The organism is Shewanella sp. SR1 (genome assembly GCF_020447145.1).
Lineage (GTDB): Bacteria > Pseudomonadota > Gammaproteobacteria > Enterobacterales > Shewanellaceae > Shewanella > Shewanella baltica.
The window spans coordinates 281,223-297,721 of the sequence record NZ_JAJAEF010000003.1; the positions used below are offsets into that span (position 1 = coordinate 281,223).

The 16,499-nt window shown below is 46.5% G+C and carries 12 protein-coding genes and 1 pseudogene; 3 read left to right on the forward strand and 10 right to left on the reverse strand.

What is annotated here, in order from left to right:
- Positions 1-138 precede the first annotated feature (138 nt).
- The 7 genes and pseudogenes from pyrF to aroA all read right to left on the reverse strand — a co-directional run bounded on the left by pyrF (position 139) and on the right by aroA (position 6,728).
- Positions 139-834, reverse strand: coding sequence for an orotidine-5'-phosphate decarboxylase (gene pyrF / locus KV201_RS04635; protein WP_011846776.1), 696 nt, complete (start codon positions 832-834; stop codon positions 139-141).
- Between the two features lie 43 nt (positions 835-877).
- Positions 878-2,038 (reverse strand): lipopolysaccharide assembly protein LapB, encoded by a 1,161-nt coding sequence (gene lapB, locus KV201_RS04640; RefSeq protein ID WP_006081716.1) that lies wholly within the window; start codon positions 2,036-2,038, stop codon positions 878-880.
- Position 2,039: 1 nt separating this feature from the next.
- Positions 2,040-2,315: a LapA family protein gene (locus KV201_RS04645; RefSeq protein ID WP_006081717.1), complete on the reverse strand. Its 276-nt coding sequence runs from the start codon at positions 2,313-2,315 to the stop codon at positions 2,040-2,042.
- Between the two features lie 122 nt (positions 2,316-2,437).
- Positions 2,438-2,725 carry an integration host factor subunit beta gene (ihfB, locus tag KV201_RS04650; RefSeq protein WP_006081718.1) on the reverse strand — a complete coding sequence of 96 codons (288 nt, stop codon included), beginning with the start codon at positions 2,723-2,725 and terminating at the stop codon, positions 2,438-2,440.
- A 73-nt stretch (positions 2,726-2,798) separates the two neighbouring features.
- A pseudogene (gene rpsA / locus KV201_RS04655) lies at positions 2,799-4,469 on the reverse strand (30S ribosomal protein S1); the annotation flags it as partial.
- Positions 4,470-4,568: 99 nt separating this feature from the next.
- Positions 4,569-5,261, reverse strand: a complete 693-nt coding sequence (gene cmk, locus KV201_RS04660) for a (d)CMP kinase (RefSeq protein ID WP_006081720.1) — start codon at positions 5,259-5,261, stop codon at positions 4,569-4,571.
- A 186-nt stretch (positions 5,262-5,447) separates the two neighbouring features.
- Positions 5,448-6,728: a 3-phosphoshikimate 1-carboxyvinyltransferase gene (gene aroA / locus KV201_RS04665; RefSeq protein WP_226058659.1), complete on the reverse strand. Its 1,281-nt coding sequence runs from the start codon at positions 6,726-6,728 to the stop codon at positions 5,448-5,450.
- Positions 6,729-7,163: 435 nt separating this feature from the next.
- Here aroA and KV201_RS04670 point away from each other — a divergent pair, with 435 nt between their 5' ends.
- From KV201_RS04670 to KV201_RS04680, 3 genes are all read left to right on the forward strand, one after another.
- Complete coding sequence (locus KV201_RS04670; protein WP_226058660.1) at positions 7,164-8,354, forward strand: amino acid aminotransferase; 1,191 nt, start codon at positions 7,164-7,166, stop codon at positions 8,352-8,354.
- A 379-nt stretch (positions 8,355-8,733) separates the two neighbouring features.
- Entirely contained in the window at positions 8,734-10,284 is a 1,551-nt protein-coding gene (locus KV201_RS04675) for a YjjI family glycine radical enzyme (protein ID WP_226058661.1), read from the forward strand.
- Positions 10,256-11,152 carry a YjjW family glycine radical enzyme activase gene (locus KV201_RS04680; protein ID WP_226058662.1) on the forward strand — a complete coding sequence of 299 codons (897 nt, stop codon included), beginning with the start codon at positions 10,256-10,258 and terminating at the stop codon, positions 11,150-11,152. The genes KV201_RS04675 and KV201_RS04680 overlap by 29 nt, the downstream gene beginning before the upstream one ends.
- Here KV201_RS04680 and KV201_RS04685 read toward each other — a convergent pair.
- The 3 genes from KV201_RS04685 to gyrA all read right to left on the reverse strand — a co-directional run bounded on the left by KV201_RS04685 (position 11,149) and on the right by gyrA (position 16,478).
- Positions 11,149-12,069, reverse strand: coding sequence for a LysR family transcriptional regulator (locus KV201_RS04685; RefSeq protein ID WP_226058663.1), 921 nt, complete (start codon positions 12,067-12,069; stop codon positions 11,149-11,151). The genes KV201_RS04680 and KV201_RS04685 overlap by 4 nt on opposite strands.
- A 431-nt stretch (positions 12,070-12,500) precedes the next feature.
- Complete coding sequence (serC, locus tag KV201_RS04690; RefSeq protein ID WP_011846769.1) at positions 12,501-13,592, reverse strand: 3-phosphoserine/phosphohydroxythreonine transaminase; 1,092 nt, start codon at positions 13,590-13,592, stop codon at positions 12,501-12,503.
- A 135-nt stretch (positions 13,593-13,727) separates the two neighbouring features.
- A complete protein-coding gene (gene gyrA, locus KV201_RS04695) occupies positions 13,728-16,478 on the reverse strand; it encodes a DNA gyrase subunit A (protein ID WP_012197215.1) in 2,751 nt (916 codons plus the stop codon).
- Positions 16,479-16,499: the final 21 nt, after the last annotated feature.

A 16,499-nucleotide genomic window follows, 5' to 3' on the forward strand; every position in this document is an offset into this window, starting at 1 on the left:
TGTGATTAATTATTTTATGTTGTCATTCAAGATACTATTTCAATTTTTATCCATCATATCAAGGTTACTAACGAGCGATTTCAAGCCTTTTTTATTCAAACGACGGTCAAACCGCGATTGAGACGGCTATTGAAACGTCTATGCCAATGATTGGTGAATCGCTTGCAATGCCGCTAATGGATCGGCGGCTTTGGTGATTGGACGGCCAATCACTAGGTAATCTGAACCCGCTGCAATCGCTTGAGGCGGCGTCATCACCCGGTGTTGATCGCCAGCATCGCTACCTACTGGGCGGATCCCCGGCGTCACGAGTTTAAAATCCTGACCTAACAGTGATTTCAAGGCTGTCGCCTCTTGAGCTGAACATACCACGCCGTCGAGTCCTGCTTGCTGGGTCAGCTTAGCTAAACGCTGAACATGTTCAAATGCAGGCACATTGATGCCGAGTAATTTAAGATCATCATCACTCATGGAGGTTAATACCGTCACAGCGATCAACATAGGCGCTTTGTCGCCGTATGGCAGCAAGGCCTTTTTAGCCGCTTCCATCATGGCTAAACCACCGCTGGCATGCACGTTCGTCATCCATACACCCAACTCTGCGGCAGCGGCCACGGCTTTGGCGACAGTATTTGGAATATCGTGAAATTTCAAATCGAGGAATAAATCAAAGCCACGATCATGGATATCTTTCACCAGTTGCGGGCCAAACAAGGTAAACATTTCTTTGCCGACTTTAAGGCGGCACATGTTGGGATCGAGTTTTTCTATCAGTTGTAAAGCGTGGTTTTTGTTATCGTAATCAAGCGCTACGAGGATAGGTTTAGTCGTCATCATCTCTCCAACAGAGTTACACTAACTATAGATATTATCTTATTTACTCGCCGTCTAAGCCTCTGATCCGCTTGATACTGCCCCAGTTTTTACAGGAAGGACAATGCCAGTAAAGTGCATGGGAAGGGAAACCACACTCTTTACAACGGTAGCTTGGACGGAATTTAATTTGTTGCTCAACGAGCTGCTCTAGCATAGTTAAACTTTGCTTGGCTTGCCCTTCCTCTGCTTGACGCAAATGCATTTGCATCAAGTGCTGAAAACCTTTCATAGTCGGATGGCGATATAGGGCATCGAGCACCATGGTCTCTGCCGCTTTAATCTCATCCAGACTTATCATGTGCTGCGCTAAGGCGACAACCACAGAAGCACCCGCGCCATCGGCCATGGCGCCCGCCAGTAACTCTTGGAAGCCTTCTTTGTCTTGTGTGTCGCGATAAACTTGTTTGGCCGTGGGGATTGCATCGGCAAAAAGCTCGATATCGGCTTTTTTCAGTTGCAGCAGCATTTGCTTGCACTGAGCATAATCTTGAATATCGAGGAATTTTTTCGCTAAGGTCAATAACGCTCGGCCGCATTGGGGATCTTGCTTCAGCGCCTGTTGCAGCAGTTTAATCTTCTGTGCATCGTCGCTGGCTTCATCGGCTAACTGGCAATAGAAATGCGCCGTTAACGGCTTTAAGACTTGCTGACGTTTACGACTTAGACGCTTAGTGATATCAATGGCTTTTTGCCACTCTTTAATCACTTGATAGATAGCAATCAGCTGAGTTTCAGATTCTTCGCTGTGATCATCTTGGCTAACCAAGTTGATAAAGATTTCTTCGGCCCTGTCGTAAAAACCCGCGGCCAGATAATCTTTACCCAGCTCCATCATAGCGATGTCGCGCTGCTCATTGGCTAGGTTTGGACGGGCAATTAAATTCTGATGGATACGGATGGAGCGGTCGACCTCGCCTCGCTTACGAAACAGCGAACCGAGTGACAGATGGGTATCTATGGTTTCATCGTCAACATCTAGCATACTGATAAACAAATCAACGGCTTTATCCGATTCGTTCGACAGTAAGAAATTGAGGCCAGTAAAGTAGTCCCGGCTCAATTGTTTACGTTGATTGCTTTGATTCTGCCTTATGCTCCGTCGCCCCATATACCAACCGTAGGCGGCAGCAATGGGAAGCAACAGAAAGAGTATCTCAAGCATATTAGGCGTCTACATCCTGAGGGGCTTTAGCCATCACTTGGTTTAGTTTCTTTCTCGTTGTCGCTAAGCTCAATTTCAAGCGCACGATATAATAGCTTGCAACTAACCAGCTCAAGATGAAACCAGCAAAAAAGACGATCGCTAGCACAACAGGTAAACGATATTCACCCTGTGCGACAAAATAGCTGATGGTCACCACTTGTTCGTTACGCGCGCCAAAAATCAACGCCAGAATAAATAACAGTGCCACTAGCACAGTTGCTACAAATGATTTCACGCTGCACTCCCTAAACGCGTTTCAATTTAATGATTATCCAAGAAATTCACTGAGCTGACCAGCATTGCCTTGCAATAGATACAAAAAAGCCTCCTAACGGAGGCTTTTTACTATGCGGTCAATCACACATTAACGGCGTCAACACGCTCGCGCAGTTCTTTGCCTGGCTTAAAGTGCGGGACGTATTTACCTTCCAAATCGACTGATGAACCAGTCTTTGGATTACGGCCAGTCCGCGGTGCACGATAGTGAAGCGAGAAACTACCAAAGCCACGGATCTCAATACGATCACCGCTTTCTAATGTTGTTGCCATTTGCTCCAACATTTCTTTGATTGCGCCTTCAACCTCTTTCGCCGACAGCTGCGACTGCCTGGTGGCGAGTTTTTCGATAAGTTCAGATTTCGTCATCCTAGCTATCCCCTATTATCAAGCCAAACACAGTCGCCTAATGGGGAGAGAAGTCTCCCCAAACAACAGGCGATTATTTACGAGCTGCTTTAAACGCTTCAGCCATTGCATTGCTAATAACAGCGTCATCTTGTTTGTTCAGAGTCGCCATTACTTCTTTCTCTTCAGCTTCGTCTTTCGCTTTGATTGACAGGCTGATAGAGCGGTTCTTACGGTCAACACCCATGAACTTAGCTTCGATTGCATCACCTACATTATAGACAGTAGATGCATCTTCGATACGCTCACGTGAAATGTCAGCTACACGGATGTAACCTTCAACAGTGTCAGCCAGTTCAACAGTCACACCTTTAGCATCAACAGCAGAAACAGTACCGTTTACGATAGTACCTTTCTTCTTGTCAGCCAAGTATGCGTTGAATGGATCATCTTCAGTTTGCTTAACACCTAAGCTGATGCGCTCACGCTCAGGATCTACAGACAGAACCACTGCATGGATTTCATCGCCTTTCTTGTATTCAGAAACTGCGTCTTCGCCAGTACCGTTCCAAGAAATGTCAGACAGGTGAACTAGACCATCGATACCGCCGTCAAGACCGATAAAGATACCGAAGTCAGTGATTGACTTGATCTTACCAGAAACCTTGTCGCCTTTGTTGTAACGAGTTGCGAAGTCATCCCATGGGTTGGTCTTACATTGTTTCAGACCAAGAGAAATACGACGACGCTCTTCATCGATGTCCAGAACCAGAACTTCAACTTCATCACCTAAGTTAACAACTTTAGATGGGTGAATGTTCTTGTTAGTCCAATCCATTTCAGAAACGTGAACCAGACCTTCAACGCCTTCTTCGATTTCTACGAAGCAACCGTAGTCAGTTAGGTTAGTAACGCGACCAGTTAAACGTGTGTTTTCTGGGTAGCGTTTGCTGATTTCTAACCATGGATCTTCGCCAAGTTGTTTCAGACCTAGAGACACACGAGTGCGCTCACGATCGTACTTCAGTACTTTAACGTTGATTTCATCGCCAACATTGACGATTTCTGATGGATGTTTAACACGTTTCCACGCCATATCTGTGATATGTAGCAGACCGTCAACACCACCTAAATCTACGAATGCACCGTAGTCAGTCAGGTTCTTAACGATACCCTTAACTGCTTGACCTTCTTGCAGGTTTTCTAACAGTGCATCACGCTCAGCGCTGCTTTCTGATTCGATAACTGCACGACGAGAAACAACAACGTTGTTACGCTTCTGGTCTAGCTTGATAACTTTGAATTCTAATTCTTTGTACTCTAAGTGAGCGGTGTCGCGAACTGGGCGCACGTCAACTAGAGAACCTGGTAAGAAGGCACGGATACCGTTTAATTCAACAGTGAAACCGCCTTTAACTTTACCATTGATGATACCGATTACAGTTTCAGCATCTTCATAAGCTTTTTCCAGAACGATCCAAGCTTCATGACGTTTCGCTTTTTCGCGAGACAGTTGAGTCTCACCGAAGCCGTCTTCAACAGAGTCAAGAGCTACGTCAACTTCATCACCAACAGCGATTTCTAAAACACCTTGAGCGTTTTTGAATTGTTCAGCTGGGATTGGGCTTTCAGACTTCAGACCCGCGTCAACCAGTACCATACCGTTTTTGATTGATACAACAGTACCACGAACGATAGAACCTGGACGGAATTCCAGAGTTTGAAGGGATTGTTCAAATAGATCAGCAAAAGATTCAGTCATGTTTAGGTTACTTTCTTTATTAAACCACTGTCCGTCCTAGACGTGGAGTCAGTCAAATTATCCGTATCATCCTTAATACGAATACCTATCCGGTGGGCTAACTTAGTTAGTGTCGGATAATTTTTGGTTGATAAAGTTAAGCGCAAGCGCTAACACTTCATCAATACCCTTTCCGCTTGTATCGATAATGAGCGCGTCCTCGGCGGGGACTAAAGGAGCCACCGGACGATTCATATCGCGGTCATCACGTTCGATAATTTCACTTAAAAGGCGCTCGATATTAACATCGAAGCCCTTGTCCTGCAACTGATTATAGCGTCTTTGGGCACGCTCTTCAGCTGAGGCGGTTAAATATAATTTTGCCGGCGCACTTGGGAAAACCACAGTTCCCATGTCGCGACCATCGGCAATTAATCCTGGCGCCGTTTTAAAGGCCCGTTGACGACGTAATAAGGCTTCTCTCACCCGTGGAAACGCGGCGACTTTTGAAGCTGCATTCGAGCACTCTTGAGTGCGAATGTCGGTGGTGACGTCTTCACCTTCCAGTATCACTTGAACCGGATCGGTATCATTGCCTGTTAAAAACTTCACATCGAGATGTGCCGCTAACAGCGTGATCGATTCTTCATTTTCCAGTTCAACGTTATGATGAATTGCTGCGAGCGCAAGAACTCGGTAAATAGCACCACTATCAAGTAGTTGCCAACCTAGATGCTGAGCCAATAATTGACTAATTGTACCTTTGCCAGCACCACTTGGGCCGTCGATTGTGACTACAGGAGCCCGTTCAGACATACATTCCTCCGCAAAAAATAACCATCATCCGTGAGTTCATCAAGTGAGCCCCCGAAAATGAGCGCGCAGCATTGTACAACAAAAGACAAACAAAATCCGTGGATTTTTTATGAAGATTAGCAGCCGCGCAAATACGGCTGACTATTCTTGACATCGATAGTTGTAACAATGACGAAGCAGATTGGCTTAGCCTTGCAGACTCGCAAACTGCTCAAAGTAGTCTGGGAATGTTTTAGAAGTGCAATCAGGATCATTGATGGTAATACCGCAATCGGCAAATGCCAGCATAGAAAAACACATGGCCATACGGTGATCATTGTAGGTATCGATTTCTGCGGTATTAATTACCACAGGCGGGGTGATTTTAATGTAATCGTTGCCCTCTTCAACCTCGGCGCCGACTTTACGTAATTCCGTCGCCATGGCCGCTAAGCGGTCGGTCTCTTTAATACGCCAGTTATAGATATTGCGAATAACCGTCGTGCCTTTAGCAAATAAGGCTGCGGTTGCAATGGTCATGGCCGCATCGGGAATGTGGTTCATGTCTAAATCAACGGCCGTTAACTGAGAGCCACGGGCAATAATATAGTCATCACCCCACTCGATATCTGCGCCCATTTTTTCAAGCACATCGGCAAATTTCACATCGCCTTGAATACTTAAACGGCCCACACCGGTGACTTTGACTTCACCGCCCTTAATCGCCCCTGCGGCGAGGAAATACGATGCCGATGACGCATCACCTTCGACCAGCACTTTACCCGGTGATACATAACGCTGGCCTGCAACAATCTCAAAACGGGCATAGTCATGGTTGATGACAGTTACGCCAAATTGCGCCATCAGGGCCAGTGTAATATCAATATACGGCTTAGAAACTAACTCGCCTTTGACATGGATATTCACACTGCCCTTTGCAAGCGGCGCCACCATCAATAGGGCGGTTAAAAATTGGCTTGATAAATCGCCCGCAATCTCAACATCGCCGCCATTAAGACCCGTCGCATTAATCGTCAGCGGAGGGAAACCGTCATTTTTAAGATAAACGACATTGGCACCGAGTTGCCTTAAGGCATCGACTAAGTCGCCAATCGGGCGCTCTTCCATACGCGGTTCGCCCGTGAGGGTAAATTCGCCTTGGCCTAAGGTTAAGGCGGCGCACAAGGGGCGCATTGCCGTGCCCGCATTACCTAAAAATAATTCCTGCGCAGAATCAGAGGAAATCACGCCGCCTAAGCCATCAAGTTCACACACAGTATTGTTTTGCGATAAACGGTAGTTCACCCCTAACTGCTTGAGGGATGCCAGCATGTGGCGAATATCATCTGAGTCGAGCAGATTGGTGAGCGTGGTCGTGCCTTGAGCTAAGGTCGCCAACAATAAGGCACGATTTGAAATACTTTTTGAGCCCGGAATATTGATCTCACCGCGGACTTGCACAACAGGTTCAAGACGTAATTGCTTCATGAATAAATCTTCTTTCTCTATAGGGCGTCATCATCACGATCACGCGGACTGAATACGCAAAATGGCAACTTCACGCTACACAGCGTCAAGTTAAGATTACAAATAAAAGGAGATTGGGGCCTTGTTGGTGCTTCGTCGTTATAAAATTACCGATTGTCGCTAAGGATTCAACCGTTTTTTCGAGAAAAATGGCATTTTGGTCAGATTATTTACTGAGTTCAGTGTAAAAATAACAAAAACGCAAAATTTAAGCGGTTAATTTAGGATTTAATCGTATTTTTGGCAGGCTTTTTTGCCAAGATAACTGGCGTGTAATCACAGTTTTCACTTTAAATACTTTACCTTTCCGCGCTATTCTAAGCCCCAAACGATAAATAACGCATATCTGATACAAACAATCACGTTTGCACTATAACCAGAAAGGTAGATGGAGCTATGTTTAACTCACTCATCGCAATGCCAGCAGATCCCATCCTTGGCTTGTTGACTCAGTACCGCGAAGACACCCACCCACAAAAAGTTGATTTAGGTGTAGGCGTTTATAAAGACCCTACAGGCGTGACCCCGATCCTTAACTGCGTGAAAAAAGCCGAGAAATTCCGTCTCGATACCGAAACCACCAAAGTGTATATAGGTCCAACGGGCTCGCCACAATTCAACACTTTAATGACAGAATTAGCCTTTGGTGCAAATCACAGTGCTATTCTCGCTAATCGTATCCGTACCGTTTCTACGCCCGGTGGTACTGGCGCACTGCGCGTGGCAGGAGATTTTATCAAACGCTGCAACCCGAATGCGGTGTTATGGGTAAGCGACCCAACTTGGGCAAACCACATAGGTTTGTTCGAAGCGGCTGGCATTACCGTTAAAACCTACCCGTATTATGACTACGATAGCAAATCATTGAAATTTGATGAGATGCTTGCTGCCCTATCGCAAGTGAGTCCTGATGATGTAGTGTTATTCCACGCCTGTTGCCATAACCCGAGCGGAATGGATTTAACCACAGAACAATGGGATAAAGTGGTTGCCCTGACAAAAGAGCAAGGCTTTACCCCACTGATTGACATGGCCTACCAAGGCTTTGGTGATGGCGTTGATATTGATGCCTACGGCGTGCGTCAAATGGCGGCAGCGGTCGATAATATGATCCTTTGCAGCTCATGCTCGAAAAACTTCGGTTTGTACCGTGAGCGTATCGGTTCATGCTCTGTGATTGCCAGAGATGCCCATACCGCCAATGTCGCGCAATCTGTGCTGCTTTATGTGGTTCGCTGCCTCTATTCAATGCCGCCTGCCCACGGCGCTGCGATTGTTGAAACGATTTTAGGATCGGCAGAATTAACCCAAGAATGGCTAGATGAGCTGAAAGTAATGCGCGATCGCATTAACGGCAACCGCGCCATTTTAGTGGATAAACTTAAAGCCAATGGCGTAGACCGTGACTTTAGCTTTATCGCCCGCCAAAAAGGCATGTTCTCCTTCCTCGGGGTAGATCCAGAGCAAGTGGCGCGCCTACAAAAAGAATTCAGCATTTATATGGTCGGTTCAAGCCGCATCAGTATTGCTGGGATCAGTGAAGATAACGTCGATTACTTAGCCCAATCGATTGCTAAAGTGCTCTAAGCACAGCTGAGTTTATCTGCACAGCTCACTCTGCTGCATTGCTTCGATTCAGGATGCAGCAGAGTTTATTTCCCCCTTACAAGCTTAAAGCTTTGCAATTATCCCACTGCATCAGAGCTAACAAACCTTCCCTTCGGTTCTAAATTCCCAAAACCTTATCAAGCAACGCCAAATCTCACTGTTCAAGCTTTTATTTTCAATGGTAAAAAACCACTTTGTAACGTTTTCAACATCGCGGATTTAATGCAATAAATCGCAAGTTGTGATCTCGGTCGGCGGATTTCCATTTCATCAATCAGGGCTGCGGCTATTTTCACTTTTTAAAGCCAGAGCCGCCCAGTAGATTAGTTGTCATTATAGAACTTGTGGATATTCCGCCATGCTATTACAAGATAAATTAGTGCAAATCGTCACCAACCCGCAGCTTTCACCTAAGCAAAAATCCAACTATTTAGCGTTGGAGGCAGAGGCGAGCTTGCCCTATATGCCGATATCGACTGAGGTAAAAGCCGCGATGAATGACGGTATTATTTGCGATATGTTTGAAGGCCATGCGCCTTTTAAACCGCGCTATGTGTTGCCAGATTATGGCCGCTATCTAAAGCAAGGTTCAGAATATTTAGAGCTTTCACCGGCGCAGGATTTAGATGAAGCCCTCAATGCTTTAACCATTCTTTATCACCACGTGCCATCGGTGACTAACATTCCGGTGTATCTAGGTCAGCTGGATGAAATATTAATGCCTTTCACCGAAGGAATGGATGCAGAGGTACTTTATCGTAAACTTAAACTGTTCTGGATAATGCTCGACAGAACCCTGCCCGACGCCTTTATGCACGTCAATATTGGCCCGACAGACAACATTGTTTGCCGCACCCTACTGCGCATTGATGCCGAGTTAAAACAAGTTGCCCCCAATTTGACCTTTATGTACGACCCAATCATCACGCCAGATGATTTGTTGCTGCTCGCCACCACCAATATTTGTCACTGCAGTAAGCCGCATATCGCCAATTACCCACTGCACGCCAGTGCGTTTGATGAGCGCGGTTTTGGGATTGTCAGTTGCTACAATGCCTTGCCGTTAGCGGGCGGCGCCAATACCTTAGTGCGGCTCAATCTTAAAGAAGTTGCGTTAAAGGCAAATTCTATAAACGATTTTTTTGATACTGTCTTGCCCTATTACAGCTCGCTCACCTTCGAACTTATCGAGGCGCGCTCGGCATTTTTGCATCAAGAGTCACACTTCTTTGACAGCTTCTTAGTTAAAGAACAATTGATTGATGAGTCGCGTTTTGCGCCCATGTTTGGCATTTACGGCATGGCGGAAGCGGTGAATATTCTGCAATCATTAACAGCCAGTGGAGAAGTTAAACCAGCTAAACACGCTAGATATGGCCATGAAATGGATGCAAATCAGCTGGGCTATCGTATTTCTGCTGCGCTCGATGCCATAGTGAAATCTACACCCGTCGCGCATGGTTACCATGGGCGAGCACTGCTGCATTCACAGGGCGGCATTAGTATCGACAAAGACGTAACCCCAGGCGTTCGCATTCCCTATGGCACTGAGCCCAATCCCATCGCTCACATTCAAGCCTTAGCCCAACATCATCAGTATTATACGGCGGGGATTAGCGATATTTTGACTATCGATGAAACCGTAAAATCCAATCCTCAAGCCATGTTCCAACTGTGTAAAGCCGCGCTTGAGTTAGGTTTTAGGGAATTTACCGCCAATGTTACCTCTAATGATTTAATGCGCGTGACCGGCTATATGGTAAAACGCTCGGATATTGAAGCGTTTAAGCAGTGCGGCTCACGCCTCAATACCACAGGCTTAGCCGCAGAAGCGGCGGTTAATACGGGAATATTACAACGCCAAGCAAGAGTCATAGCCCATGAACACTCCCCTTGTGTCTATGAATAGGCAAGTAATGGTCAGTCAGCTATTGCCCTTTTCCTGCGTTGACGGGCCTGGCAGCAGGCTCGTGTTATTCCTGCAGGGCTGCAACTATCAATGCAAAAACTGTCATAACCCACATACCATAGGGGTGTGCGATGCCTGTGGCGATTGTATCGCTACCTGCCCAGACAATGCGCTGACATTGATAAACCTCAATAATAAGCCTCGCATTCGCTGGGATAGTGAGCGTTGTAGCCAATGCGATACCTGTCTTGCCGTATGCCCGAAACAAGCGAGCCCTAAGGTCACGCATTACACAGTTGAAGAAATACTAGGGATTCTGCACAGTCAGCGTCACTTTATTAATGGCATTACGGTGAGCGGCGGCGAAGCGAGTCTGCAACTGCCATTTATTCTTGCGTTGTTTAAAGGGATTAAGGCGACAGAGTCGTTATCACACTTAACGTGCATGCTCGACACCAATGGCAGTTTGAGTCTAACTGGTTGGCATAAACTGCAGCCCTTTTTGGATGGCGCTATGGTGGATCTCAAAGCGTGGCAGCAAGATACCCATAGGTACATTACTGGTCGCGACAACCATGCCGTGTTCAAATCCATTCAGCTATTGGCTCAACAGCAAAAACTGTATGAAGTGAGATTGCTGCACATTCCGAGCATCACGGATTATGAACAGGAAATAGAAGCGCTGGCGACCTATTTGCTTCAGCTAGGTGCGGATACACGGGTTAAATTAAACGCCTTTCACCACCATGGCGTTGTCGACGACGCGTTAACCTGGCCAAGCTGCACACAAACCGATATTGAACGCTTAGCCGCAAAGCTTGCAAAGCGAGGCGTCATGAATCTAATCTTGCCCTCTTGCTATATTTAACGACTGCAAAGCAAAATTTGCTCGTACAGCCAGCGCAGCGCGGGATCCTTCATACTTTGTCGATGCCAAACGAGACTGTAAGCCACTTTGCCATATTCTATGGGTAAGGATTTAACGGTTAATCCTTTAGCCTGGCTGGCTATGGATGCCCAGCGGCGCGAGCAGGTGAAAAGCAGTTCACTGTGGTGACACATTAACGCTGCGCTGCCAAAATCAGGGACTGAAATGGGTACAGCACGTTTTTTAGATTGCTGGGCGAGCAAAATATCAAAAAATGGCGTACTCAGATCCGTATCGGTAATGCCAATATGGCGGTAACTTAGGTAGTCATCGAAGCTGATCTGCGACTGTTTAGCCAAGGGATGGGATGAATTCATCAGGCAGACCATTTCATCGCTGAACAAGGTTTCCCACACCAGATCGTCTTGAAGAGGATTAGGTTGACTCAGATCATGGGGTAACAGCACAAAATCTAACGAGCCTTTAATAAGACCATCGAAACCGATATTGTCTTTGCTATAAATATCGAGATGGATATTAGGAGCCAAGCTCAGAATATGGGCACTTAATTTGGCGGCCAGCAGTTCAAAGGTGCTTTCGCGCATCGCAAGCGAAAAACGCCCCTCAAAATGTACTGGATTAAACGCATCTTGACTCATGATCTGATTCATATCATTGATCATTTGCTGCACGCTTGGGCCTAATCGTCTTGCCAAAGGTGTGGCAACCAGTGAGTTGCCGTTACGGTAGAACAGTTCATCGTTCAAACTGTCCCTGAGCTGGCTTAAGGTTTTACTAACAGATGAGGGGCTAAGGCATAAACGTTCTGCGCTGGCGGTCACGCTCAGGGTATCGAGCATCACATGCAAAGTGATCAAGTGCTTCATACTAATGCGCGAAAGCTTGGCCAAATCCATCTGTGACATCCTATTGATTTATCCTCTATGCACACCAAAACGCGTACTTTTAAGCATGATAAACAATAGCATGCAACCAACCCAACACATTGCTGAGAATATTCCCCAGTAATGCGTGTCAGCTCACAGGCTTGCTCACTGCCCTCTCTAATCCCAGCCATCTCTAATCCAAGTTATCTTTAATATAAGGTTCTTCCGAAGTTCATCTTGCTTAACGCCAAACGCCAAACGCCAAACGCCAATAATCGATAAATTAAAGCCAACAAAAAAGCGAATGCATTTGAGCATTCGCTTTTGGGATGTCTAACTTTGGATAGCTAACTTGGAATGGCTAACTGATGATAAACGTTCAATAAACATAGCGTTTATCTGCAGGCAGCAAAGCCTAGGCGCTAAGCGCCGCAAGCTAGTGAGTGACTATATAGCTAAGCCTAGCTATGTTTAGCCGCAAACTCGTTCATAAACTTGACCAAGGCAACTATGCCATCGAGTGGCATCGCATTGTAAAGGCTAGCACGCATGCCGCCCACGATACGATGACCCTTGAGGGCAACGAGTCCGGCAATTTGTGCTTGCTTTAGGAACTCACTATCGAGCGCTTCGTTGACTAATTGGAAAGTCACGTTCATTTGTGAGCGATTCGCTGCAACAACACCATTACGGTAGAAAGCATTACCATCAATGCATTGATACAACATCTGCGCTTTTTGTTGATTAATTTTCGCAATACTCGAAATACCGCCAGTCGATTTCAGCCAAGCAAAGACTTCAGCGGCAAGGTACCAAGCAAAGGTTGGTGGCGTGTTGAACATAGAATCATGCTCGACGGCTAGACGATAGTCCATGATGGACGACTGCGGTAAACTCGGCAGTTTTAACATGTCATCGCGTACTATCACTATCGACAGACCCGATGGACCTATGTTCTTTTGCGCACCGGCGTAAATCAAGCCGTAGCGGCTGACATCGATTTCACGGGACATGATTGTTGATGATAAATCGGCAACAATTGGCCAAGGTGAGTCTAATTCGTCAAAAATTTCGATACCATCTACTGTCTCATTGGGACAGTAGTGAACATAGCGATAATCGGCATCGATTTTATGTAAGTCAGGTAAGACAACGGCATTGAGTCCGTTGTGTTTTTCAACAATATTCAGACTATCAATTTGTGCTTCACCCGCCAGTTTCTGCGCTTCTGCTAACGCGGCTGATGACCATTGGCCACTGACTAAATACAGGGCTTTACCCTGTTCGCCGAGAAAATTATTCACAACAGCAGAGAACTGGCCGCGACCACCGCCGTGCATAAATAGCACATGGTAATTTGCAGGGATCTGCATCAGTTCACGTAAATCGGACTCGGCTTGCTCGGTCAGCGCGATGAACTCTTTACTTCGGTGGCTGATTTCCATCACGGAAACGCCTTGGCCATTCCAATCAAGTAATTCCTGTTGTGCTTTTTTCATTACCGCTGCGGGTAACATTGCAGGTCCAGCACAGAAATTATAAATCGCGCTCACTGACACTCTCCTTAATCCCAACCATGATGTATGTATTGATAAAACGAAACCATTCTAAAACGAACAATGCTACCAACAATCAATGCCATTAAAAAAACGAGCGTCCAATTGGACGCTCGTTAATATGACACTTAATTACTCTTCGTCTTGCTCATCATCAGCAAGCTCGTCTTCATCTTCGTCCAACTCTTCTTCGTCATCCAGCTCTTCATCAAGAGCCTCGTCGGCTAATTCGCCTTCGATAATGACAGGAACAATCGGTAAACCGTTTTCATCCAGCTCGACTTCATCCTCATCACTTTGGATTTCGTCGATACGTTGCAGGCCAACCACTTTCTCGTCGCCCGCAGTGCGGATAATCGTCACACCTTGCGTGTTACGGCCAATGATAGACACGCCGCCCGCTGGTGTACGCACTAAGGTGCCTTTATCACTGATGAGCATAAGTTCGTCGTTAAGACCCACTTGCACTGCGCCAACAACTGCGCCGTTACGTTCGCTCACCTTGATAGAAACCACACCTTTAGTCGCACGGCTCTTCGCTGGATATTCAGACAGTTGAGTCCGTTTACCGTAACCGTTTTCAGTCACAGTCAGAATCGCGCCATCGCCTTTGGGTACGATAAGCGACACGACTTTTTGACCTTCTTCTAAACGGATACCACGAACGCCTGTTGCAGTACGGCCCATAGGACGTAAGGACAAGACTTCTTCGCCGGTTTCAGGATCGGTTTTCACTTCGCCAGTTTCAGAATCACGGACTTTCTCACCAAAGCGAACCACTTTACCTTCGTTCGAGAACAACATGATTTCGTCATCACCGTTAGTGATATCGACACCGATCAGTTGGTCACCGTCTTTGAGGTTAACGGCGATAATGCCATTTGCACGTGGGTTGCTATAAGCTGTTAGTGCGGTTTTCTTCACAGTACCGTGTGAGGTCGCCATGATGATGTACTTGTCAGCCGCGTATTCACGTACTGGTAGAATCGCAGTAATGCGCTCGCCATCGGATAACGGCAGCAAGTTAACAATTGGACGACCACGGGCCGTACGGCTCGCTAATGGTAATTGATACACTTTGAGCCAGTACATCTTACCAAAGTCAGAGAAGCACAAAATAGTGTCATGGGTATTGGCAACTAACAGTTTTTCAACGAAATCTTCGTCTTTTACTTTAGTTGCCGCTTTACCCTTACCACCACGGCGCTGGGCTTGGTAATCGGTCAATGGTTGATACTTGGCATAACCTAAGTGCGACAGTGTCACCACAACGTCTTCTTCGTTGATCAAGTCTTCAAGACTCATATCGACTTCGTTGGCATTGATCACGGTACGGCGAGCATCACCGTATTCTTCAAGGATTTGAACTAACTCTTCCTTGATGACTTCCATCAAACGCTCAGGACTGCGCAGAATAAACAGCAGACCCGCAATAAATTCGAGCAGCTCTTCGTATTCGGCAATGATCTTATCGTGTTCAAGACCTGTCAAACGGTGTAAACGCAGTTCTAGAATCGCCTGAGCTTGTTGCTCAGTCAGGAAATATTGACCGTCGCGGATACCGTATTGTGGCTCTAACCACTCAGGACGCGCGGCGTCATCGCCCGCTTTTTCCAGCATGCCTTGAACGTGGCCTAATTCCCAACCTTGCTCAACCAATTTAACTTTAGCATCCGCAGGCGTTGGCGAGGCTTTGATCAATGCAATAATCGGGTCGATGTTAGCCAGTGCAACCGCCAGCGCTTCCAGAATATGGGCGCGCTCACGGGCTTTACGCAGTTCAAATACGGTACGGCGCGTCACGACTTCACGGCGATGCAGAATAAAGCATTCGAGCATTTCTTTAAGATTAAACAGTTTAGGCTGACCATTGGTCAAGGCCACCATGTTAATCCCGAAAGAACACTGCATTTGCGTTTGAGCATACAGGTTGTTTAATACCACCTCGCCCACTTCACCGCGCTTAATTTCGATAACGATACGCATACCGTCTTTATCAGACTCGTCGCGTAAACCGCTGATCCCTTCAAGCTTTTTATCTTTAACCAGCTCGGCAATCTTCTCGATTAAACGGGCTTTGTTCACTTGATACGGGATTTCAGTCACGATAATGCGTTCACGGCCATTATCTTCGGTTTCCACATCCGCCAGTGCACGCATGATCGCGCGGCCACGGCCGGTTTTATAGGCATCAATAATGCCTTTACGGCCATTGATAATTGCCGCAGTTGGGAAATCCGGACCTGGAATGTATTCCATCAGCTGTTCAATAGACAGTGAGGGTTCTTCAATCAGTGCCAAACAGCCTTTCACGACTTCCGTTAGGTTGTGTGGTGGGATGTTGGTCGCCATACCTACCGCAATACCCGATGAGCCGTTAATTAACAGGTTAGGTACGCGTGTAGGTAATACAGCTGGAATGAGTTCTGTGCCGTCGTAGTTAGGGACGAAATCTACTGTCTCTTTTTCAAGATCGGCCAGTAATTGATGCGCTAACTTATCCATACGGATTTCGGTATAACGCATTGCCGCCGCTGAGTCACCGTCGACCGAACCGAAGTTACCTTGGCCATCTACTAAGGTGTAACGCAGTGAGAATGGCTGGGCCATACGGACGATAGTGTCATAAACAGCAGAGTCACCATGAGGGTGATATTTACCGATGACGTCACCGACCACACGGGCAGATTTTTTGTAAGGCTTGTTCCAATCGTTCTTCAATTCACTCATGGCAAACAGAACGCGGCGATGAACCGGCTTTAAGCCGTCGCGCACGTCTGGTAATGCACGTCCCACGATAACGCTCATGGCGTAATCAAGGTACGAATTCTTTAGTTCGTCTTCGATATTAATTGGCGAAATAGATGATGCCAGATCAGTCATAAACTGCTCGTTCCCCTGAAA

Excerpts from the sequence above, each read along its gene's own strand:
- pyrF (WP_011846776.1), bottom strand. The coding sequence starts at position 834 with ATGACGACTAAACCTATCCTCGTAGCGCTTGATTACGATAACAAAAAC.
- lapB (WP_006081716.1), bottom strand. The coding sequence starts at position 2,038 with ATGCTTGAGATACTCTTTCTGTTGCTTCCCATTGCTGCCGCCTACGGT.
- ihfB (WP_006081718.1), bottom strand. The coding sequence starts at position 2,725 with ATGACGAAATCTGAACTTATCGAAAAACTCGCCACCAGGCAGTCGCAG.
- cmk (WP_006081720.1), bottom strand. The coding sequence starts at position 5,261 with ATGTCTGAACGGGCTCCTGTAGTCACAATCGACGGCCCAAGTGGTGCT.
- aroA (WP_226058659.1), bottom strand. The coding sequence starts at position 6,728 with ATGAAGCAATTACGTCTTGAACCTGTTGTGCAAGTCCGCGGTGAGATC.
- KV201_RS04670 (WP_226058660.1), top strand. The coding sequence starts at position 7,164 with ATGTTTAACTCACTCATCGCAATGCCAGCAGATCCCATCCTTGGCTTG.
- KV201_RS04675 (WP_226058661.1), top strand. The coding sequence starts at position 8,734 with ATGCTATTACAAGATAAATTAGTGCAAATCGTCACCAACCCGCAGCTT.
- KV201_RS04680 (WP_226058662.1), top strand. The coding sequence starts at position 10,256 with ATGAACACTCCCCTTGTGTCTATGAATAGGCAAGTAATGGTCAGTCAG.
- KV201_RS04685 (WP_226058663.1), bottom strand. The coding sequence starts at position 12,069 with ATGGATTTGGCCAAGCTTTCGCGCATTAGTATGAAGCACTTGATCACT.
- gyrA (WP_012197215.1), bottom strand. The coding sequence starts at position 16,478 with ATGACTGATCTGGCATCATCTATTTCGCCAATTAATATCGAAGACGAA.